Origin of the sequence: Pedobacter sp. AJM, from assembly GCF_002197755.1 — a bacterium.
Lineage (GTDB): Bacteria > Bacteroidota > Bacteroidia > Sphingobacteriales > Sphingobacteriaceae > Pedobacter.
The window spans coordinates 461,923-482,906 of the sequence record NZ_NHOT01000003.1 but is presented as its reverse complement, the minus strand read 5'-3'; the positions used below and the strand labels follow the sequence as shown (position 1 = coordinate 482,906).

Here is a 20,984-nt window from a genome sequence, read left to right as displayed (position 1 = left end):
TATAATTATGAATGCTACAGTGATTTAATTGGAATGCCTTATTCCAAAGTAGTTGGCTACTTTCCAATCCTGCAAATTCCATGACAGCCAGCCTTCCTCCCCATAACGTGTCTTAAAATAGCCAATTCGTTCATCCAGTTGGTTCCTGTAGTCATCTGCAGTTTGGGGTTGGGCAATTTCCCTTTCATCATACACTTTCGATGGCATGTAGTGCAGTTTCGATCTGTTTTTATCCAAAACAGGTAAGGTTTTATCAGAAAGGGAAAGGAGATAATCTGCATCAAGAGAAATGTTATCACTTTGTGCCAGGTTGTATTTTGCAATGGCAACATCCCAGTTTATTACACTAAAGGCCAGAAGCAAGAAAAACCATACGCTGCCGTTAATTCTAAAGAGATAAAATAAAGTTTTCTGCCGGGCTACCTTTAGGTAAACTGTGCACAGGCCGATAATGCAGAGCAGCGCAAATACTAAAACGCCAATTCTTTTGTGTGTGAGGCCATAAAACTCAATGTAATATCCATCTCTGATGAAGACTGAAATAATAAGGATTACATTTTGAAACATCCAGGCATAGGCCAGGGACTTAAGGATTTTGCTTTTACGGTAAAAATTTAAATTTCCCCGGAAGAAATAAGCGATCACAGCCATGGCCATCACAATGCTGAAAATCAAAGAATTGGTGCCTTCATGAAGTGCACTCGAGAAATTCCCTGCTGGTTTATAGCCAAACCAAAGGGTGCTGATATCAATAGTGTTGAGTAAAAACAATAAAATATTAAGTGCTGCAAACATAATTACACCAGTAACATATTCGGTTTTAAGTGCCATTTTGCGTGATAACAAATTGCCGGAAAACGTTTCCATAACCTGGTACCATAGCGTCTTTTGGTTCGATTCTCTTCTGGTTCTTTTTAATTGTTCAGGGGCCTTTAATTCTGCGTTTTCCAGGGCTTTATTAAAAAATGGTAACAATAAACCACCTGTCAGTAATAATCCGAAGCAGAAATAAAAGAAGCGCTCTATGTCCAGGTCTTCAAAAAAGAATTGAAGAATACTTTCAAAGAAATTAAAAATGCTGCTTAAAATGGTATTTACATAGTGTGCAAATAATTCGTTAGCGGCAGCATATAAACAAGTAAAAAAGATCACTACAATCGTTGGTATGATAATATACTTGATTAATCTAAAAACAGGTTTCAGTTTAAAATTGCCAATACTTATTTTACTCAGGTTATTAATGGCATTGTAAGGAGTTGTGATCATTTGAAGAATAGCTGCCAACCCTGCCGCAAATACCGTTCTGATTTGTTGGTTGTGACTGAAGCCAATAAATACCAATAAGCTGATGTAATAAGTTGCGATAGATAAATCTGTATTGTTAATTACCACTAAAATGGCTGACGAAAGATGTGCTAAGCCATAAATTTTAAATTTATTGCTTTTGGTTACGTCAGGATTAAAGTAGGTGACCGCTAAAATATAAATACTGTAGATGAATAAATTAAGTGCCAGTCTTTCTTTCCAGAATAAAAAGTTAAACAGCAGGCCACCAAATAAGGCGGCAAGGAGCAAGAGGTTGGATTTATTTTTCATAATAGAATGTTAACAGGTGATTTTAATGTGCTATAATGGTCAGGTAGAAGATTGTTAGCGGAATATTGAGCAAAACACAAATGATGGTTGCCACAATATTTTTCCAGTGTGCCTCATGTAAAAAAAGGGCTATAAATAATACCAGTAGAATGAAAATATTTACCAGAATAGCAAATAGAATATAAGTAAAACCTATTTTGATTAATAAATTATCCTTGCTGATGAGGTAAGAGACGAGAAGTAATGTTCCAATCACGGCTGAGTAAAGGGCGACCTTTTTTCCAATGGGTATAATCTGTGGTTCCATATCATTTTATTTTTTAAAAGTGCTTTGTATTTCAAAGTGATTGATCAAAAAAAATAGTTTATAGCTTTTTGATCATTTTTTCAAGTGCATCCAAATGTGCTTTAAAAGCTTGCGTGCCCAAAGTTGTAATAGAGTAGGTAGTACTGGTTTTTCTGCCGATGAAACCTTTATGTACCTTGATAAATTCTGCCTGCTCCAGCGTATTTAGATGTGAAGCTAAATTGCCATCAGTAAGTTCTAGCATTTGTTTCAGGTCGTTAAAACTAATTTCATTGTTTACCACAAGCATAGACATTACGCCCAGCCTGATCCTGCTGTCGAAAATTTTATTTAAATCTGCTATCGGATTTTTCATCTTAAGCACCTCTCTCGTATTTGAAGTACATGACCAGGCCATAAATAATATGGAGCACACCAAAGCCAAATGCCCAGAAGAATAAGCCATATCCAACATAAAACATGCAGATTAAACCCAGTATCACTTCAAGATAGCCTAAATACCGGATGTCGCTAAGGGTGTATTTGCTCGCATTAATGAGTGCAAGACCATAAAAGATTAAACAAGTTGGGGCAATAATGCTGTAGGTATCCGGATGATTAATCAGTAAACCGATAATAAATAAACCACCGGCAACCAGGGGAGTCATCAAATTAAATAATAAAGCTTTAGATGTTTTATCCCAGATGGGTAGGTTATTTTGCTGGCTTTTTCTATAAGTAAATAAAATACCACCAGCCAATGCCACAAATAGTACGATTAAGCCAAGTTTGATTAAATTAAACTCAAGGTCCATTTCGCCTTCCACACCATAACTGTAACCTCGCTTTGCAAAGAATTTTTCAATTTCCTCATGTGCGAAATAAGCACCGATTAAAGCTATTCCACCGGCAAAAACACCAGATAAACCACTTAAAGAAATGAAACGTGACGACCTGTCCATCATTTGTCTGATATCCTTAAGGGCATTTAATTGTTCTTCTTGATTACTCATTTGAAAGTGCTTTGTTTTTCAAAGTTAAGTAATAAAATGATAACTGCAAATTTATTTTGGTTTGATTATACCTATCATTTTTGCCATTACTTCACCGCCACACGCTTACCACCACACGTTTTCCGCTCTTACCTTCGGGATGATTACACAGATGGAAGGATTACTGTGATTATTTTCCATGCTCATCGCTCACCGCCACACGCTTTCCGCTCTTACCTTCGGGATGACTACACAGATGAAAGGATTATTGTGATTATTTCTATGCTCATCGCTCACCGCCACACGCTTTCCGCTCTTACCTTAGGGATAATTACGCAGATGGAAGGATTATTTCCATGCTCATCGCTTACCGCCACACGCTTTCCGCTCTTACCTTCGGGATGATTACACAGATGGAAGGATTATTGTGATTATTTTCCATGCTCATCGCTTACCACCACACGTTTTCCGCTCTTACCTTCGGGATGATTACACAGATGAAAGGATTACACCGATTAGTTTTTTGCTCTCCGCCACACACTTCCCGCTTACCGCCCACCGCTTTAACCTTTCCGCTTAAACTTTTCCAAAAACTTGCAACTTTTAACTATTTTTACGGCATGCTAAAAGCCACCGGAGTAAAAAAATCGTATGGGAATCTTCAAATCCTTAAAGGGGTAAATTTTGAAGTGCAAAAAGGAGAGATCGTGAGTATCATAGGGCCATCTGGTGCAGGGAAAAGTACTTTACTGCACATTCTGGGCACTTTGGATAAACCAGATGAGGGTGATGTAGAATTAAAAGGATCGATTATCAGCAAACTTCATGGCGATTTACTGAGCACTTTTAGAAACCAGAATATTGGTTTTGTGTTTCAATTTCATCACCTGTTACCAGAGTTTAGCGCCATTGAGAATATTTGTATTCCGGCATTTATTGCCAAAACCAATAAAAAACAGGCAGAAACCAGGGCATTGGAACTGTTAGATTTATTTGGTCTTAAAGATAGGGCCAATCACAAGCCTAATCAATTATCAGGTGGTGAGCAACAGCGTATTGCAATTGCCCGGGCTTTGATTAATAATCCGTCTATTATTCTGGCAGACGAGCCGTCCGGGAACCTGGATTCTGAAAATGCATCAGCCTTGCATCAGCTCTTTGTGAGTTTGAGAGATAATTTTCAGCAGACTTTTGTTATTGTTACCCATAATGAACATTTGGCTAAAACCAGTGATCGTGTGGTAACCATGAAAGATGGATTAATTGTATAAGACAAATTCAATTGTAGATTACAAAGAAGTAAATTCAATTTTTACAACTCTACCATTCAATCATTCATTCAATCATTCATTCAATCATTTTTTCACTCACTCACTTATTCAATCTTATTTATAAATTTTGAAAATACTGATAACAGGCGGAAACAGTGCAAAAGCATTAAAGCTTTTAAAAGCCTTCCCAAATCATTTTGTATTACTGGCCGATTATGGCGATGTACCGGGCATCATCACCGAAAATTATGCTTTTACCACGCTGGGCTTACTTAATCGGGATAGTATCGCACATCTCTTACTTAATTTTTGCATTACAGAATCAATTGATAGTATTATTCCGTTGCATGATTATGAGGTGGAGCCACTGGCCAAATCTGCGGTGTTATTTGGCGAATATGGCATTCAGGTTTTAACACCACAACCGGAGTTGATCGATTTGTTCCGCTCTGCCGAAAAAAGTACCTTTAAAAACTTTACCGTATTTATTCATGGTGAATGTGTTTTTTCAAGCGGGGGAGAAATTTTTATCCGTCGTGAAGATGAATTGAATGGTGTGTTTGGCTACAACGCTCCGGATGATGAATTAAAACTTTTTACGGTTTAGCAATGATGGATATCGCAGAAATTTTAAAAAACAAACAAGTAGTCATTTTTGAATTGGATGATGTTTTGTTTCCGGAAAAAGATTACCTGTTGCAGGTTTATTATTTGTTTGCTCAATTTATAGAATATACCGAGCAAAAGGATGCAGGGGCCACTTTAGCCTTTTTACGAGGAGAATTTGAACAAAATGGCGTGAAAGACCTTTTTGATAAAACAGCCAATCAATTTGGACTTGATTCAAAATACAAGTATAATTTTGAGCTGTTGCACCAAAATGCCCGTTTACCTTTAAAATTATTATTATATCAAACGATATTAGATTTGATGCAGGAACTGGTGGTAAACAGGAAAAAAATCTTTATTGTTACAGCCGGCGATCCAGAGCAGCAACTGAATAAAATTAAGCAAATCGAATGGAACGGACTGGAGCAATACCTTACCGTTTATTTTACTGATGAATTGAAACAGCAGAAATCAGAAATTTTTCAGAACATCCTAAACGACAATAATTTATTAGCTGATGATGCGTTAGTTATCGGTGCAAATAATTTTGATGCGCAACAATCTAAAATTGTTAATTTGCCGTATATTAGGTCACTTGAAATTTTCAAATAAGTATGCTGAAAAAAGTTTATTCGCAAAAAAATATTTTGTGTTTTCTGATGATGTCCTTCGGGTTAATCACCTCTTGTAAAAAAAACAACCCTGCAGATGAATCTCCAGGTCAAACCAAAGAAGCCAATACCCTCCAGACGCCGACAGCCAACCGGGAGGCGTTAACAAAAGATTCAATTTTTTTATATGCGAAGCAAACCTATTTCTGGAACATCGGGATGCCCTCTTATGATGGGTTCAATCCTAGAAAGTACAGCAGCAATGAGCAGGTTTTAGCAGCCTTGAAGGCCTTACCCAGCACAGGTGGAAAGGATAAATATTCTTTTATTGATGATGGTACAGTTGCCGGAGAACTGGGCGGAGTGAGCGGCGATTACGGATTTTCTGTGAATTATGACGGAGCCAACATTTTACGGGTAAAATATGTTTATGCAACCTCTCCGGCAGCAGTTGCAGGCTTAAAAAGAGGCGATGTCGTTACAAAAGTGAATGGTCGAACTACTTTAAGAACAAGCCAATCTGATATTGATAATATTAATGATGGCGTTTTCGGTGATAATGCATCGGTTTCTCTAACCATCACAAAGGCAGACCAAACGGTTCAAAATCTGGTTATTAACCGGGGTTCTTACAACATCAACCCCATATTGTTTAGCAATACTTATACCGTTGGTGCAAAAAAGATAGGCTATGTGGTGTTTAATAGTTTTACCACAAACTCCGTTCCTTTGCTTGATGCGGTGTTCAGTAAATTCGCTACTGATGGAATTAATGAACTGGTTGTTGATTTGCGTTATAATGGTGGCGGATCTGTGGCTACCTCTGAAGCATTTACCAATTTAATTGCTCCGTCTGCACAAAATGGAAAAATCATGTACACTACATATTGGACCAAAACCATGCAGGATAAAGAGGCGACCATACTTCAGAATCAAAAGTTTTATCAAACGACTTCAGATGGTGTAAAACGTTTGTATTCCATGTTTGATTATGATTATAAGCCTATTGCAGCTTCGGGCAATCAGGAGTTTTTCAAAAAGCGCGGAACGCTTAATGGTATCTCCAGGGTATATTTTCTGGTCACCGGTGGAACAGCCTCTGCCAGTGAATTATTAATTAATAATTTGAAACCTGTAATGGATGTTAAGTTAATTGGCCGTAAAACCTATGGCAAGCCTGTAGGGTTCTTTTCACTTCGCATAGATAAAAATGATTTGTACATTCCGCAGTTCCAGACTAAAAATCAGGCAGACTTTGGCGATTATTTCGATGGAATGGTTGTAGATAAGGACATTGCTGATGATTTAACGAAGGATTTTGGTGATGCATCTGAAAGTTTACTGGCGCAGGCCCTTAATTATTCAGCTACAGGAAGTTTTACTTCAATCTTAAAAGAAAATACATTGAGTAGTACATCTGGTGTTTCCAGGACATCGATTGATCATAACAATGAGCAGTTAAACCATGAGTTTAAAGGTATGGTGGAAACCAGAAAGTTGACGTTGAAATAAATATCAAAATAAGAATAGCTGGCTGAGAATAATTTCCGGATTTTCTTAAATATGATATTAAATGCACTTTTAGGCTTGTTTTTTCTGCTAAAATTTAATAAGCTTGTTTAATATTATTAGTTAGCAGCAATTATGTCAATAGAGATTATAGCGAAAGAACATATAGGTTATTTAAACATTATCGAAGCAAAAGAAGATCAAACCACAACCCTGAAAACAAGACTTAATGAAGCTCAGCGGCTGGGGAATGAATTTAAATCAAAAGCGATCATTACATTTAACACGACAATAGGGCCAAAAAGGGTAGATACCACTGTCTGGTCTGTAACAGAAAAATATATTCAACTTAAAAATAATATTCACATTCCACTCAAAAGCCTGATTGATATCGAATTTTAGGTTAAATCTTAAGGCCAATAAATCATCCCGCATTTATTTACCTTAACCTGAAATGAAATGAGTACGATTCATAAAATCGCCTTAACTTTTATCAAATCTATAGGTCCGGTAATGGCTAAAAACCTACTGGCCTATTGTGGCAGTGCTGAGGCCGTATTTTCAGCAAGCCGGAAACAGCTGCTTCAGATACCTGGGATTGGAGAGAAAACTGTTGATGCAATCTTAAATACTGATGCCCTGAAAAGAGCTGAGCAGGAATTACTGTTTGTGGAGCGTCATGGCATAGAAGTTTTATTTTTTACGGATGAAAATTATCCTAGAAGATTAAAAAACTGTTTCGATGCTCCCATCCTGATTTACTTTAAAGGCAAGGCAGATCTTAATCATCCACGTATTATCAGCATAGTAGGCGCGAGAAATGCCACCGACTACGGAAAGGCTTTATGCAGGCAGCTTTGTGAAGTGCTGGCTCCTTATCAGGTTCTAATTGTGAGTGGATTGGCTTATGGTATTGATGTAACGGCACATAAAGAATGTATTTCCAATAAAATGGCAACCATAGGGGTGTTGGGGCATGGCCTTGACAGACTTTATCCGCAGATACATAAAAGCATTGCGCAGAAAATGGTTTTGAATGGTGGTTTGCTTTCAGAATTTCCAACATTAACCAATCCGGATCGGCCCAATTTTCCGCAGCGTAACCGGATTATTGCCGGTATTGCTGATGCAACCATTGTGGTTGAAGCATCCATTAAAGGCGGCGCTTTGATAACTGCTGAAATTGCAAATTCTTATAACAAGGATGTTTATGCCTTTCCCGGACGAACAAATGATGTTTTTTCAGAAGGATGTAACTTCCTGATCAAAACTAACCGCGCCGGATTGATTAATAGTGCAAATGATTTAATCTATTACCTGGGCTGGGATAATGAGGTAAAGGAAAAGAAAAAAAATGCCCAGACTACTTTGCAAATTAACCTTACGGCAAATGAGCAGAAAGTGGTTGATCTGCTGCAAAATGGTCAGATGGCAATTGACGAAATTTCAATTGTTACCAACCTTCAGCAGAGCAAGCTCGCGATTGTAATGCTCACGCTGGAAATGCAGGGAATTATCATTTCATTACCCGGGAAGGTTTATAAGTTGGCATAATTTTTAATGTTTTCGAACGGTGATCATCGAAAATTCGCGGCCAAAAAATATTATCTGATGATTTATATAAACTCACGCAAACTCAGATGATTAACGCAGAACCATAACTGTCAGACGATGTTATAAAATTTACCGGTGGACTAAAACAAACACATATAATCTATAGCGAATAAAAGTTGCAATTGTATTTTACCCAATATTCAATCTATAAAGCCCATGTAAATTGTAGTTTTTAGAATTTAATTCTATTTATTCATTATTTTTAAAATTATGTTTCAAATAAAATATAGATGGTAAAATCCTTAATGCCTTTGCTTAAATTTGTTGCATGTGGTACAATAATATTTTAGAAACCATTGGCAATACGCCTTTGGTAAAATTAAATACAATAACAAAGAATGTTCCGGGTACAATTTTAGCCAAAATAGAAACGACTAATCCAGGCAACTCAATCAAAGATCGTATGGCGGTTAAGATGATTGAAGATGCAGAGCGTAGTGGTAAATTAAAACCAGGTGGAACCATTATCGAAGGTACTTCAGGTAATACCGGAATGGGCTTGGCCATGGCCGCCATTATTAAGGGCTATAAATGTATTTTCACTACCACAGATAAGCAATCAAAAGAAAAGGTTGATGCTTTGCGTGCTTTTGGTGCTGAGGTAATTGTTTGCCCTACCAATGTTGAGCCTGAAGATCCGCGTTCTTATTATTCGGTATCGTCTCGTCTGGAGCGTGAAGTACCCAATTCATGGAAACCCAATCAGTATGATAATTTGGCCAATTCTCAGGCGCATTATGAGCAAACGGGTCCGGAAATTTGGGAGCAGACAGAAGGTAAAATTACCCATCTCGTAGTTGGTGTAGGTACCGGTGGCACCATTTCCGGTACGGGTAAATATTTAAAGGAAAAGAATCCAAATATACAAATCTGGGGAATAGATACGTATGGTTCGGTTTTTAAAAAATACAAGGAAACCGGCATTTTCGATAAGGATGAAATTTATCCTTATATCACCGAAGGAATTGGAGAGGATTTTCTGCCGGCAAACGTAAATTTTGATGTCATCGACTTATTTGAAAAGGTTACGGATAAGGATGCGGCTTTAATGACCCGCGATATTGCCCGCAAAGAGGGGATTTTTGTAGGAAACTCAGCAGGAGCAGCCATCGGTGGTTTAATTCAGTTAAAGGATAAATTAAAACCAGAAGATGTGGTAGTCGTGATTTTTCATGATCATGGCAGTCGTTATATGGGTAAAATGTATAATGAAGACTGGCTGCGTGAACGTGGGTTTTTACAGGATGAAAAACTGACGGCAAAATCAATCATCGCAAAGAAAGAATCTACAGAGATTGTGACGCTTGATACACAGAAATCTGTTTTAGAAGCGATCAATACCATTAAATCAATGAATATCTCTCAGATTCCGGTAACACAGCAGGGCATGATTGTAGGTAAAATTGCAGAGAGTGATATTTTAACCGCATTACTCGAAAATCCAGGTTTGAAATCGGCACCGATTTCAGAAATTATGACCGCTACTTTTCCTTTTGTTGATTTGAATACTTCAATTGATAAAATTTCATCATTAATTAATAAAGAAAACTCTGCTGTTTTGGTTGAAGATGCATCCGGTAAGATTGAGATTATTACACAATATGATATTATCAATGCGATTTCTGGGTAGAACAGAAAAAAAACGTTATTCCGAGTTACGGAAGGGATCTTAGTGCTTTAGGCTTCGAATAGCGATCATTGTAAGATTGCTTCGTCGTCCCTTCTCGCAATGACGAGAACAAAAAAAAGCCCAAGTAAAATTTCTACCTGGGCTTTTTTTTAATCGATGCTTTAGCGGTGGGTTTTACCTCAAATCCTCGGCTTTCTAATGACTTGGCGCATCCGCATTTACGCGTTTAATTTGTGCACCTAAGGCACGTAAACGCGTATCAATATCCTGGTAACCACGTTCAATCTGCTCGATGTTGTAAATGGTTGATTTACCTTCTGCAGAAAGCGCTGCAATCAGTAAGGAAACACCTGCCCTGATGTCAGGAGAGGTCATACTGATTCCACGAAGTTTATATTTTTTATCAATACCATTAACAGTAGCACGGTGCGGATCACAAAGAATAATTTGTGCACCCATATCAATCAGTTTATCCACAAAGAATAAACGGCTTTCGAACATTTTCTGGTGAATAAGCACATTTCCTTTCGCTTGCGTAGCCACCACCAAAACGATACTTAATAAATCTGGCGTAAAACCTGGCCACGGGGAATCGGCAATGGTTAAAATCGAACCATCTATAAAGGTGTCAATTTCATAGTGTTTTTGAGACGGAATATAAATATCATCACCGCGGCGCTCTAATTTAATACCTAATTTCTTAAATACTTCAGGAATAACGCCAAGCTCATCATAACACACATTTTTGATCGTGATTTCTGATTCTGTCATCGCTGCCATACCGATGAAAGATCCGATTTCAATCATATCAGGTAACATCCGGTGTTCCGTTCCACCTAAAACTTTAACACCTTCAATGGTTAATAAATTGGAACCAATACCCGAAATTTTAGCACCCATGCGGTTCAGCATTTTGCACAATTGCTGCAAATAAGGTTCGCAGGCTGCATTATAAATGGTGGTTGTTCCTTTGGCCAAAACTGCGGCCATCACAATGTTTGCCGTTCCGGTTACTGATGCTTCATCCAATAAAATATAGGCGCCTTGCAGGTTGGTGGCATCAACGTTAAAAAAGGCTTTTTTGCTGTCGTAAACAAATTTGGCACCCAATTTTTCGAAACCGATAAAGTGTGTGTCCAATCTTCTCCGGCCAATTTTATCACCTCCGGGCTTAGGTATGGCGGCCTTGCCAAAGCGGGCCAATAGCGGACCTACAATCATGATGGAACCACGTAAACCACCACCTTTAGCTTTAAAAGTGTCAGATTCAAAGAAGTTTAAATTAATATTTTTAGCTTCAAAGGTATAAGTGTCTTTATTAATCCGTTCCACTAAAACACCTAAATCGCCTAGTAATTCAATTAATTTATTTACGTCTTTAATATCTGGAATATTGCTGATGGTTACCTTTTGTTCGGTAAGCAATACGGCCGATAAAATCTGCAAAGCTTCATTTTTAGCGCCTTGTGGGGTAATTTCGCCTTTTAATTTAATTCCGCCTGTTATTTCAAATGCGTTCATATATTTTTATAGTATTTTGTATCGATTCTCAAGCAATCAGTGTGGGCATAGATCTATAACCTTTTTCCTTTCACTTTCCGCCTTTTACCTTTCCTTTAATATTTTGGTTTATTGTTGTTGTTTGTCCTTCCGCGATTATTGTTATTATTGGTATTGTTCTGGCGGTTTTTTCCGTTGTTGTTATTTGTTCTTCCGCGGTTGTTATTATTGTTGTTATTCTGGCGTGGATTCTGTGCCCTGAATTCAACTTTTGCCAGATTTACACCTTCATCCAGCGATAATAATCCTCCTGAAAGGTATTTTAAATCTTTAATAATGGTATCATCACTCACATTATCCTTATTCCAGGTAACATACGCCATTTTCATAAAGTTGGCAATTCCCTGAACCATGGCTTTTTTATTTTCAGGGTTTTCTTCGCGCATGGCTTTCTCAATCAGGTTTTCTACCGTTTTACCATAATGTTTATAGGTAATGCGTTGCTGCGGATAAGGAAGCGGCTCTGGTTTTTTAAAAGCATTTTCAGGAAGCGGCTTTGGGTACGGACTTTCTACGTCAATCTGATAGCCAGAGATGATATGCAGGTGATCCCAGAGTTTATGCTTAAAATCGGCCACATCACGCAGGTGTGGTTGTAAGAATCCCATCAGGTCAATAACTGCCTGGGCATATTTATTGCGTTCTTCAATGGTGGGTAATTCGCAAATGTACTTTACCATATTCTGAACGTTGCGGCCATATTCTGATAAAATCAGGTGACTGCGCGTCGTATTATAATCAAAATTCATGTATAGATAATTTAATGGATCAATCTTCCGGCGATACGAATTATGAAATAACCAGGAGGAGATGAGGTTATGAATTCACCGAAATGTCTATTGCCGGACTTTCGTTATTTATATTCAAAGATAGCAAAATATAACAATTGTAGTAAAATTAATGGGATTTCTTATTTTTTTGTAAATGTAGGCTCAGTAGTGCTTTTGATTTTTTAGTCCTGCTTTTAATTACAAGCCCAATGAAAAATTGGGGCTTTCCATTGCAATCAGGTTTATTTAACAAAGATATTGGTTCTTTTGAACCTGTTGCATCGCCCTTTCGACAGGAGCACAGCGAGATGTAAAGATCATTGAAAATGAACGGTTTATGTCAGCGAACTAGAAAAGTTTCTTCAATACGAAGATCAAAGTAACAACTTCTTTAATTTTTCCATGTACGCCGTGTTTCAGTGGCAATCAGGAATTACATTTCATCACTATTCTTTGGGTAATCAAAAAACACCAGGTCTCCGGTGCCTTTGCTCACCATTGCCCATGAATCAAAAGGAAAAGAAATCAGCACCATTCCGGCAGTTGGAATATTATAAATATCAGCATCGCTTAATGCATTTGCCAAATCGGTAAAACCTGGGTTGTGTCCAAACATGATAACCGTATTTGCATCATCATCTAAACTGTTAATCACCTTTAAAAGTGCCTGGGTATTGGCTTCATAAATGGACGCTTCAAACTGAACCTGATCAAACTGATAGGCTTCAGCGAAAAACTTGGCAGTAGATTTCGCCCGTTTAGCAGGACTGCTTACCATCAAATCAAATTTGAACCCCTTTTTTAACAAGCGTTCTGCCATTTCAGGTGCATTCTCTTTACCACGTTTATTGAGTGGGCGATCGAAGTCTTTTAAATCTAAATTCCCCCAATCGGATTTCCCATGCCGAACCAACAATAATTGCTTAGCCATTTAAGTTTTCTTTAATTTTGTTTACAATGCTTTGTGACTCAATCATGTCCATACAACTTTCAACACCGCACATGCAGGGTTTGTTTCCGTAAATCGAATTTGGCCGCATCGGATGATCAACCTGCACACAATTGTTTATAGACTGCCCATAGCCTAAGAAACCGGCATATGGATGTGTCGGGCCCCATACCGAAACGACTGGAACACCAGCCAGCGATGCCATGTGCATACCTGACGAATCCATACTTAACATTAAATCCAGATTTGAAATGATCGCAAGTTCTTCCGTCAGGCTGAAATTTCCGATTAAATTATGTGTGTTTGCATTATGTTTTGCCCAATTTTCTGCAATGGCTTGTTCAGATTTTCCTCCGCCAAAAATGAAAAGTTCATGGCCTGATGCGCTTAACAGCGCAATCACTTTCTCCATTTTTTTTAAAGGATAAACCTTGTAAATGTGCTGTGCAAAAGGGGAGATGCCTATCTTTTTTTGCAGTGGATTACGAAACAAGTATTCCGCATTTGCAGGTAATAACTGCGGTTTGCGATTTATCTTATGCGTTAATTCAATCGGATAGCCCAGTTCACAAAAAACATCTGCATAACGTTCTACCGTTTGGCGGAGTGGCTTAAAAATTTTATTAACTGAACGTGTTAGTGCTTTTTTTTCAGCCCTTCCTTTATCAATCCTCTTAATTTTTATTCCTGTAAAACGAAAACATGCTGATATGAATCTGCTCCTTAAATTGTCGTGCAAATCGGCTATAGCAGCAGGCTTATATTTTTGAAGTTCTTTAAAAAGTTTGAACAAGCCCAAAAGGCCCTTGTGGGTATTTTCAGGTTGAATGGTATGGAAAGTGAGGTTTTTTATTTCATTAAAAAATGGTTTAAATGCCGCTCGACTAACCATGATGATTTCAACCGCAGGGTTTTGTGCAGCAAATTCTTTCAATACCGAAGCCACCATTGCCACATCGCCCATGGCTGAAAAGCGTAAAACGATAATTTTTTCCATTGATGACATTGGCTTTTATTGATACCTCGCAATGACGATTTGGAACTACGCTTTATTATACAACACCGGATTTAAACTCGGATCATTATACATTTTCATCTGCTTATATACTTTCATGTATTTCTTTCCAGCTTCAATATCGGCCAGTAACTGATCAATACTGGTCGATAAATCTTCACGTTGAGATAATAGAATATTCAGCTTGGCCTGGCATTGTTCACGGTGTTTAGCAGATGCCGTTTCTCGTTCTGCCTCTTCCTGCATGTGGTAAATTTTCAGCGCCAGGATCGAAAGCCTGTCGATGGCCCATGCCGGGCTTTCCGTGTTGATTTTCGCATCAGGCAAAGCTGTAATTCCGCGGTAAAGATTCAGAAAATAGCCATCTATAAATTCAACCATATCCGTACGTACCTGATTTTGTGCATCAATCCGTCTTTTCCAGCTTAAGCCTTCAGCAGGATTAATATTAGGGTTGCGCACTACGTCTTCCATATGCCATTGTGCGGTATCAATCCAGTTTTTAACATATAAAAGATGTTCAAGGCTTTCAGCATCGTAAGGATTTTCAACTGGGTAGTCGATATCGTCAAATTGATGGTAATCGGTAATAACCTGATTAAATATGCGGTTGGCAATTTCACTGATCATGTAGCAAAGATATTAAATTTAGGATGATTACCTACGGAGTGATTATACAGATCCCTTCGGCATGATGACACAAATTTAATTTGAAAAGATTAAAACATATTAAGGAGGTTTATCTTTTTTCTAAAGACTAAAGACTAAAGACTAAAGACTAAAGACTAAAGACTAAAGACGGTTATCTTTTTTTCCATCAAAATATGCGATTATTTCTTCCAAAGAAAAAGCGTTCAGGCATTTGTCTGCGCTCAGTCCGCCTTTTCGGGCAACCAGAATTCCATAACGTGTATCATGGAAACCATCTGTTCGGTGTGCATCGGGATTTACCGAAAGTAGCACACCTTTCTCCAGGGCATAGCGATGCCAGCGCCAATCTAAATCCAGGCGAAGCGGATTTGCATTAATTTCAATCACCACCTGGTTGGCTGCACAGGCATCAATGATTTTTTTATAGTCGATGGGATAACCTGCACGACTTAATAACAAACGTCCGGTGGGGTGCCCCAAAATGGTGGTATATGGATTTTCAATAGCTTTCAACAAACGAGTTGTTGCCTTCGCTTCATCCATCCGCAGGTTACTGTGAACCGATGCCACCACAAAATCGAATGTTTTTAAAATATCGTCTGAATAATCTAAAGAACCATCACTTAAAATATCACTCTCAATGCCTTTAAATATTTTAAACGGAGCCAGTCTTTGATTCAATTCGTCTATTTCCTGATGCTGGCCAAATACCCTTTGTTCATTTAAGCCCTTCGCATAAACCGCCGTTTTGGAGTGATCGCAGATACCAAGGTATTGAAGATTTAATACATCCTTGCAATACACAGCCATTTGTTCCAAAGTATGAACACCATCACTCCAGGTAGAGTGATTATGCAGGCTGCCTTTCAAATCCTTGTCGGTGATTAAAACAGGCAGCTGATCAGTTTTAGCCAGTTCAATTTCATCAAAACCTTCTCGAAGTTCGGGTTCGATATAAGAGAGTCCGGCTTTGCTGTAAATTTCATTCTCGTTTGCAAAAGGACCATCACCAGCAAGTGTAAGTACTTTTTTTGCATGCTCATGATTTCCTGTAAGTTTAAACCATTCCAGATAAAAATCAGCTTTATTTACCAGGAAGATTTTAATTCTTAAACCAGCTTCAGTAGTGGCAATAAAAGCTTCATCACCAGCAATAAGCGATAGTGGCCCAAAAGATGTTAATTGTTCGGCTACAATTTCCATGTTTTCAGCTCCAATTACCAATTCCAGCTCATCAATAATTTCACAGGCCCGGCGGTATTGCCCTGCAAATCCCAGTAACGAATGGTTATCTATGTTAATCAGCCATTCAGAAATCTGTGTAAACAGCGTGTTGGCAAAGCCTTCTACCTGAGCATAAAGAAATCTGCCGTTCGCTGCCAGTTTAAACGCTATGGCATTTTTGATTTCTTCCTGGGTTTTCAAACCAAAACCTTTAGCCTCAATTAAGCGGTTTTCGTTACAAGCATAATACAACTCACCAATGCTTTCAATGCCAAGTATTCTCCAGATAATCAGAATTTTTTTTGGTCCGATACCTTTAATACTCAACATTTCTATCACGCCTTCAGGTGTTTGCTGTATCAGCTCATTTAGTTCCCTTAATTCACCTGTTTGCAGCAGCTCGGTTATTTTTGATGCCAGTCCTTTACCAATCCCTTCAATCTGATCAATTTCTTCCAATGGTTTGTCTTTTAAAGCAAAAGGCAATTTATCTACTTTAAAATAAGCATTGGCTATTGATTTTATTTTGAAAGGATTCTCTTCATGCAGCTCCATCAACTGCGATAAAAAGCGTAGCGTGCGGGCAATGGTTTTATTTTCCATAAGGGGTAAAATTAGAAAATATTGCGCTAAAACTCATGGGGGCGGCAATTTTTCAAACAGAATTTGTAAGGCATTGTTCTTCAGTGATGAAACTTTATAAAATGATCTTCCTGGGTTTAAGCCTAAGCCTGTTTGCCTGTAAATCCAACCGCAAAGCGGAGGTAAGTGCTGTGGCCGAAACTGTAAAAGATGAAGGAACGGTTAAAATTGCAGAAAAATTCTTGATTGTTCCGGGCCGTTCAGCAGGAGAAATTTCTTTGGGTGATGATGTGCAGGTGGTGGCTAAACTTTTAGGAAAAGCCGATCTAAGCGATGCTGCAATGGGCAAAGCCTGGGGTATCTGGTACAGTCGGGATTCAACGCGTGGAAAGCGCAATGAAGTAGCCATCTATTCTGCTTATCGTGATACCAGTATGCGGATAAAGGAGGTAAAGCAAATCCGGATTACTGCCAGCCAGTTTAAAACAAAGGACGGATTTTCGACAGGTAGAAGTCTAAATGATACGCAACTGAAATTTTCGGGCATGAAGCAAATGGCTTCGTACCTCAATGAAAAGCAGGATACCGTTGTGATATATGATTCCATGCAGGATGGCATCAGTTTCGAGTTCCTGAACGGAAAAAGTATTGCGCTAACGATTCATCCGGCTAATCAGCCCCTGAACAATACCTATTTGACTTTACATCCGCATTGGAAGCCGATCAATTAGGGGATTGAAAAATATTAATGGTTGTTTTATTTGCAGGCATCAAAATTAATCTGCTCTTTGCAGCCTCAATATGATGTTATGAAAAAGTTTTATTTAATCCTCTTAGTTACAACCGTTATTTATTCCTCGGCAGTTGCGCAGACCACCCGCCCTATTTTGGTACAGGATAGTTTAAAGTTGATTTCGGCACAGTTTAAGTTTACCGAGGGTGCCTCAGTCGACCGGCAGGGTAATGTTTTTTTTACTGATCAACCCAATGATCACATCTGGAAATATGACACCAATGGAAAGCTGAGTCTGTTTATGGAAAAATCAGGCCGGGCAAACGGAACTTATTTTGATCAAAAAGGCAACCTGATTGTTTGTGCCGATGAAGATAACCAGATCTGGTCAGTTGACCGGAATAAAAAGGTGAAGGTTTTATTCTCTGATTTTGAAGGGAAAAAAGTGAACGGTCCGAATGACCTCTGGATTGATGCCAAAGGTGGAATTTATTTTACCGATCCTTATTATCAGCGTGATTACTGGACGAGAAAATCATCAGCACTGGATGGCGAGAAAGTGTATTATCTGGCTAAGGGTAAAAAGACCGCTCAGATAGCTGCCGCAGGATTTGAGCGTCCGAATGGTATTGTAGGCACACCTGACGGCAGGTTTCTTTATATTGCTGATATAAAAGCCGGTGTTACCTATCGCTATGAGATTAATCCTGATGCATCATTAGCTAACCGGAAACTGGTTTTTAAACAAGGCTCAGACGGAATGACTTTAGATAATACCGGAAATATTTACATTACAGGAAAAGGGGTTGATGTTTACCAACCGGATGGTGAAAAAATCGGACATATTGATGTTCCGGAAGACTGGTGCGGCAACATTTGTTTTGGAGGAAAAGATCGCAACATACTTTTTATTACCGCATCAAAGTCGCTTTATATGATAAAAACAAATATGAAAGGCGTTGAATAACAGGATGTTATTTTGTTGTTTCAGCCTTATTCAGTTGAAGTGCCAAAAATGAACTGAATTTATTCCTGTTCAGTTTATTCAGACCCCTTAAATATTAAAGTGATTATTTAGTTTTGGGTTCCTACTTATAGGGATAGACAACTAAAAAAAGCCCTTTCAGGATTGAAGGGCTTTTTTATTTTCATTTCCCGTCTTGAAAATTCTTATTTAAGGTGATTGGCCACTGTACCAACAGGTCATGCCGGAATGGATGTAAACAATATTAAAATAAGGGGCTTAAAGGTGTGTAATTCTGTAGAATTCTGTGAAGCAGGTTATACTATTTTTGATCATAATGGGTAAGAGTTGTTTGATTGCACTTCACCTTAGGTAGTTTCGTATGAAATGATCTGATTATGAAACCATTATTGTCTTTATTTATCTTCCTGTTCCTGATTACAAGGGTTAATGCTCAACAAAAGCATAAAGCATTAACGGCTAAGGTGGTATACGATGCGGTTTATCATGCGGAAAAAGGAATGAAAATATATCCTAAATTTCATTGGCGGAAAAATAATGCCGGAGATCTGTTATTTAATACCTGTTTTTATCTAGAAAATGGAAAGGAACTGACACGTTTTACTAACTTTTATTGCTGTGATAACGGAAAAATTTCAACAGCCAATCAAGCTACTTCAATAAGCCCCAATATTAATGATGGATTATTTATTTTTATCCCTTACACTAAACTGAATCTAAGCCGGAAGAAAGTGCATAAAGTAAAATTTGCATTAATGGCCTTTGAACAAGACCAGCCCGCCCAGTCAAGTGCTTACTACCACAGTATCATCAATATGCTGTAAAGTATCCTTAGCCGTTACAGGTTGGCACAGGATGGTTTAATGTATGAGTTTTGGGATATTTGAGTGTTAAGCTTTGGCTTAAGCCAGAACCAATCTGTTTCATTAATGGTCATCTATGTGTATATCCGCAGGCAATTTTATGAGCAATAAATGTTTTGGCATTCATTTTAAAATATTCTGATTTCCTATGAATACAAAGTCTGCCTTTCTAAAAATGGTTCTGTTCACACTGCTTTCGGGCACTTCTTTTGCACAGCAAACGCATTGGAGATTTGACTTTGGAGCCGAAAAAGGCCTAAAAGGTTATGTGCATGTTTTACCTGAAACCAGCTTTGAAAGTAATGGACAATATGGCTTTGATTTTGGCTCGGTGGTTCAAGCTGTAAAGTATAGTGGTAAAAAAGCTTTTCCAGGCAGCGGTATAAAAAGCAAAAAACCTTTCTATTTTTCAGCAGCAGTGCCTGAGGGTAATTACCGGGTAACCTTAACCATGGGAGATGCAAATGATGCTACTGCCAGCACAGTTAAGGCTGAATCGCGCAGGTTAATGCTGGCGGAAGTGAAAACAAAGCAGGGGGAGTTCGTCACCAAGACTTTTATCGTGAATATTAAAAACAGGAATATTGCAGCAGGGCAGATGGTTGCTTTAAAACCTCGTGAACTTACTAAACTGGATTGGGATGATAAGCTTACACTGGAATTTGACGGGCATACGGTGCTGAAGACCATGGAACTTACCAAAGTGGATGATCAGATCACGGTATTTTTGGCGGGAAATTCTACTGTAGTAAACCAGGATGATGAACCCTGGGCCTCCTGGGGTCAGATGATTCCGCGGTTTTTTAAACCCGGCGTAGCCATTGCCAATCATGCAGAATCTGGTTTAACTTTGGGCTCATTTATCGGCAGCAGGCGGCTAAGCAAAATCTTGAGTATAATGAAACCGGGCGATTATTTATTTATCGAATTCGGGCATAATGACCAAAAAGAGAAGGGTGCTCACGATGGTGCTTATCAATCTTATACCGAAAGGCTTAAAACGTTTGTTGCGGAAACCAGAAAGAAAGGTGGGATTCCGGTAATTGTAACGTCAACCAGCAGAAGATCATTTGATCAGGAAGGTAAAATTCAAAATACTTTGGGCGATTTTCCGGATGCCGCCAGAAAAGTAGCAGCAGCTGAAAATGTGGCCTTAATTGATTTAAATGCCATGACCACCAGTTTATTTAATGCCATGGGAGAAGTACAATCTAAAAAAGCCTTTGTGCATTACCCGGCAAACCGTTATCCCGGACAAGATAAAGCCTTGGCTGACAATACCCATTTTAACCCCTTCGGGGCTTATGAAATTGCCAGATGTGTGGTGCTTGGCATTCAACAGCAAAAATTAGGATTAGTGAAATATCTGATAAATGATTTGCCAACTTTTGATCCAGCTCAGCCAGATGATCCGATGAGCTGGAGGTGGCCTGAAAGTCCGAAAAGCAGCTTGATTAAGCCTGACGGAAACTAAATACCGGCTTGCGAATTGAGGTAGTCATTTGAAGGGAGGAACGCTGTCAGTTTAAATGTA

General features: G+C 38.5%; 21 protein-coding genes. 11 read left to right on the top strand and 10 right to left on the bottom strand.

The window, feature by feature from the left end:
* Nucleotides 1–24: 24 nt before the first annotated feature.
* From CBW18_RS07830 to CBW18_RS07815, 4 genes are read right to left on the bottom strand one after another with little or no spacing between them, the layout of a single operon-like run.
* Nucleotides 25–1,596 (bottom strand): DUF4173 domain-containing protein, encoded by a 1,572-nt coding sequence (locus CBW18_RS07830; protein ID WP_088300749.1) that lies wholly within the window; start codon nt 1,594–1,596, stop codon nt 25–27.
* Between the two features lie 22 nt (nt 1,597–1,618).
* Complete coding sequence (locus tag CBW18_RS07825) at nt 1,619–1,903, bottom strand: hypothetical protein (protein WP_088300748.1); 285 nt, start codon at nt 1,901–1,903, stop codon at nt 1,619–1,621.
* 58 nt (nt 1,904–1,961) lie between these two features.
* Entirely contained in the window at nt 1,962–2,258 is a 297-nt protein-coding gene (locus CBW18_RS07820; protein WP_088300747.1) for a transcriptional regulator, read from the bottom strand.
* Nucleotide 2,259: 1 nt separating this feature from the next.
* On the bottom strand, nt 2,260–2,895 hold the full coding sequence (locus CBW18_RS07815) for a hypothetical protein (protein ID WP_088300746.1): 636 nt from the start codon (nt 2,893–2,895) through the stop codon (nt 2,260–2,262).
* Nucleotides 2,896–3,494: 599 nt separating this feature from the next.
* Here CBW18_RS07815 and CBW18_RS07805 point away from each other — a divergent pair.
* The 7 genes from CBW18_RS07805 to CBW18_RS07775 all read left to right on the top strand — a co-directional run bounded on the left by CBW18_RS07805 (nt 3,495) and on the right by CBW18_RS07775 (nt 10,118).
* On the top strand, nt 3,495–4,145 hold the full coding sequence (locus CBW18_RS07805) for an ABC transporter ATP-binding protein (RefSeq protein ID WP_088301333.1): 651 nt from the start codon (nt 3,495–3,497) through the stop codon (nt 4,143–4,145).
* Nucleotides 4,146–4,272: 127 nt separating this feature from the next.
* Nucleotides 4,273–4,752 carry a hypothetical protein gene (locus tag CBW18_RS07800; RefSeq protein WP_088300744.1) on the top strand — a complete coding sequence of 160 codons (480 nt, stop codon included), beginning with the start codon at nt 4,273–4,275 and terminating at the stop codon, nt 4,750–4,752.
* 2 nt (nt 4,753–4,754) lie between these two features.
* Nucleotides 4,755–5,366, top strand: a complete 612-nt coding sequence (locus CBW18_RS07795) for an HAD hydrolase-like protein (protein ID WP_088300742.1) — start codon at nt 4,755–4,757, stop codon at nt 5,364–5,366.
* A 2-nt stretch (nt 5,367–5,368) separates the two neighbouring features.
* Nucleotides 5,369–6,877, top strand: a complete 1,509-nt coding sequence (locus CBW18_RS07790; RefSeq protein ID WP_088300740.1) for a S41 family peptidase — start codon at nt 5,369–5,371, stop codon at nt 6,875–6,877.
* 132 nt (nt 6,878–7,009) lie between these two features.
* The gene (locus tag CBW18_RS07785; protein WP_088300738.1) at nt 7,010–7,276 is read left to right on the top strand and encodes a hypothetical protein; all 267 of its coding nucleotides are present in this window, start codon (nt 7,010–7,012) and stop codon (nt 7,274–7,276) included.
* Nucleotides 7,277–7,333: 57 nt separating this feature from the next.
* Nucleotides 7,334–8,428 carry a DNA-processing protein DprA gene (gene dprA / locus CBW18_RS07780; RefSeq protein WP_088300736.1) on the top strand — a complete coding sequence of 365 codons (1,095 nt, stop codon included), beginning with the start codon at nt 7,334–7,336 and terminating at the stop codon, nt 8,426–8,428.
* Nucleotides 8,429–8,756: 328 nt separating this feature from the next.
* Complete coding sequence (locus tag CBW18_RS07775; protein ID WP_088300734.1) at nt 8,757–10,118, top strand: pyridoxal-phosphate dependent enzyme; 1,362 nt, start codon at nt 8,757–8,759, stop codon at nt 10,116–10,118.
* 195 nt (nt 10,119–10,313) lie between these two features.
* Here CBW18_RS07775 and murA read toward each other — a convergent pair whose 3' ends face one another.
* The 6 genes from murA to CBW18_RS07745 all read right to left on the bottom strand — a co-directional run bounded on the left by murA (nt 10,314) and on the right by CBW18_RS07745 (nt 16,890).
* Nucleotides 10,314–11,639 (bottom strand): UDP-N-acetylglucosamine 1-carboxyvinyltransferase, encoded by a 1,326-nt coding sequence (murA, locus tag CBW18_RS07770; protein WP_088300733.1) that lies wholly within the window; start codon nt 11,637–11,639, stop codon nt 10,314–10,316.
* Nucleotides 11,640–11,734: 95 nt separating this feature from the next.
* On the bottom strand, nt 11,735–12,427 hold the full coding sequence (locus tag CBW18_RS07765; RefSeq protein WP_088300732.1) for a DUF4290 domain-containing protein: 693 nt from the start codon (nt 12,425–12,427) through the stop codon (nt 11,735–11,737).
* Between the two features lie 454 nt (nt 12,428–12,881).
* Nucleotides 12,882–13,379, bottom strand: a complete 498-nt coding sequence (locus tag CBW18_RS07760; protein WP_088300730.1) for a histidine phosphatase family protein — start codon at nt 13,377–13,379, stop codon at nt 12,882–12,884.
* A complete protein-coding gene (locus CBW18_RS07755) occupies nt 13,372–14,394 on the bottom strand; it encodes a glycosyltransferase family 9 protein (RefSeq protein ID WP_371566493.1) in 1,023 nt (340 codons plus the stop codon). Before CBW18_RS07755 ends, CBW18_RS07760 begins: the two co-directional genes overlap by 8 nt.
* Before the next feature lie 45 nt (nt 14,395–14,439).
* Nucleotides 14,440–15,042 (bottom strand): DUF4254 domain-containing protein, encoded by a 603-nt coding sequence (locus CBW18_RS07750; protein WP_088300727.1) that lies wholly within the window; start codon nt 15,040–15,042, stop codon nt 14,440–14,442.
* Between the two features lie 162 nt (nt 15,043–15,204).
* The gene (locus tag CBW18_RS07745; RefSeq protein WP_088300726.1) at nt 15,205–16,890 is read right to left on the bottom strand and encodes a helix-hairpin-helix domain-containing protein; all 1,686 of its coding nucleotides are present in this window, start codon (nt 16,888–16,890) and stop codon (nt 15,205–15,207) included.
* A gap of 35 nt (nt 16,891–16,925) precedes the next feature.
* On the opposite strand from CBW18_RS07745, the gene CBW18_RS07740 reads away from it, so the two are divergent.
* The 4 genes from CBW18_RS07740 (at nt 16,926) to CBW18_RS07725 (ending at nt 20,924) form a co-directional block, all read left to right on the top strand.
* Nucleotides 16,926–17,600, top strand: a complete 675-nt coding sequence (locus CBW18_RS07740; RefSeq protein WP_140418646.1) for a hypothetical protein — start codon at nt 16,926–16,928, stop codon at nt 17,598–17,600.
* 78 nt (nt 17,601–17,678) lie between these two features.
* The gene (locus CBW18_RS07735) at nt 17,679–18,569 is read left to right on the top strand and encodes an SMP-30/gluconolactonase/LRE family protein (RefSeq protein WP_088300723.1); all 891 of its coding nucleotides are present in this window, start codon (nt 17,679–17,681) and stop codon (nt 18,567–18,569) included.
* Nucleotides 18,570–18,964: 395 nt separating this feature from the next.
* The gene (locus tag CBW18_RS07730; protein WP_088300721.1) at nt 18,965–19,411 is read left to right on the top strand and encodes a hypothetical protein; all 447 of its coding nucleotides are present in this window, start codon (nt 18,965–18,967) and stop codon (nt 19,409–19,411) included.
* Nucleotides 19,412–19,598: 187 nt separating this feature from the next.
* Nucleotides 19,599–20,924 (top strand): rhamnogalacturonan acetylesterase, encoded by a 1,326-nt coding sequence (locus CBW18_RS07725; RefSeq protein ID WP_088300720.1) that lies wholly within the window; start codon nt 19,599–19,601, stop codon nt 20,922–20,924.
* Nucleotides 20,925–20,984 lie beyond the last annotated feature (60 nt).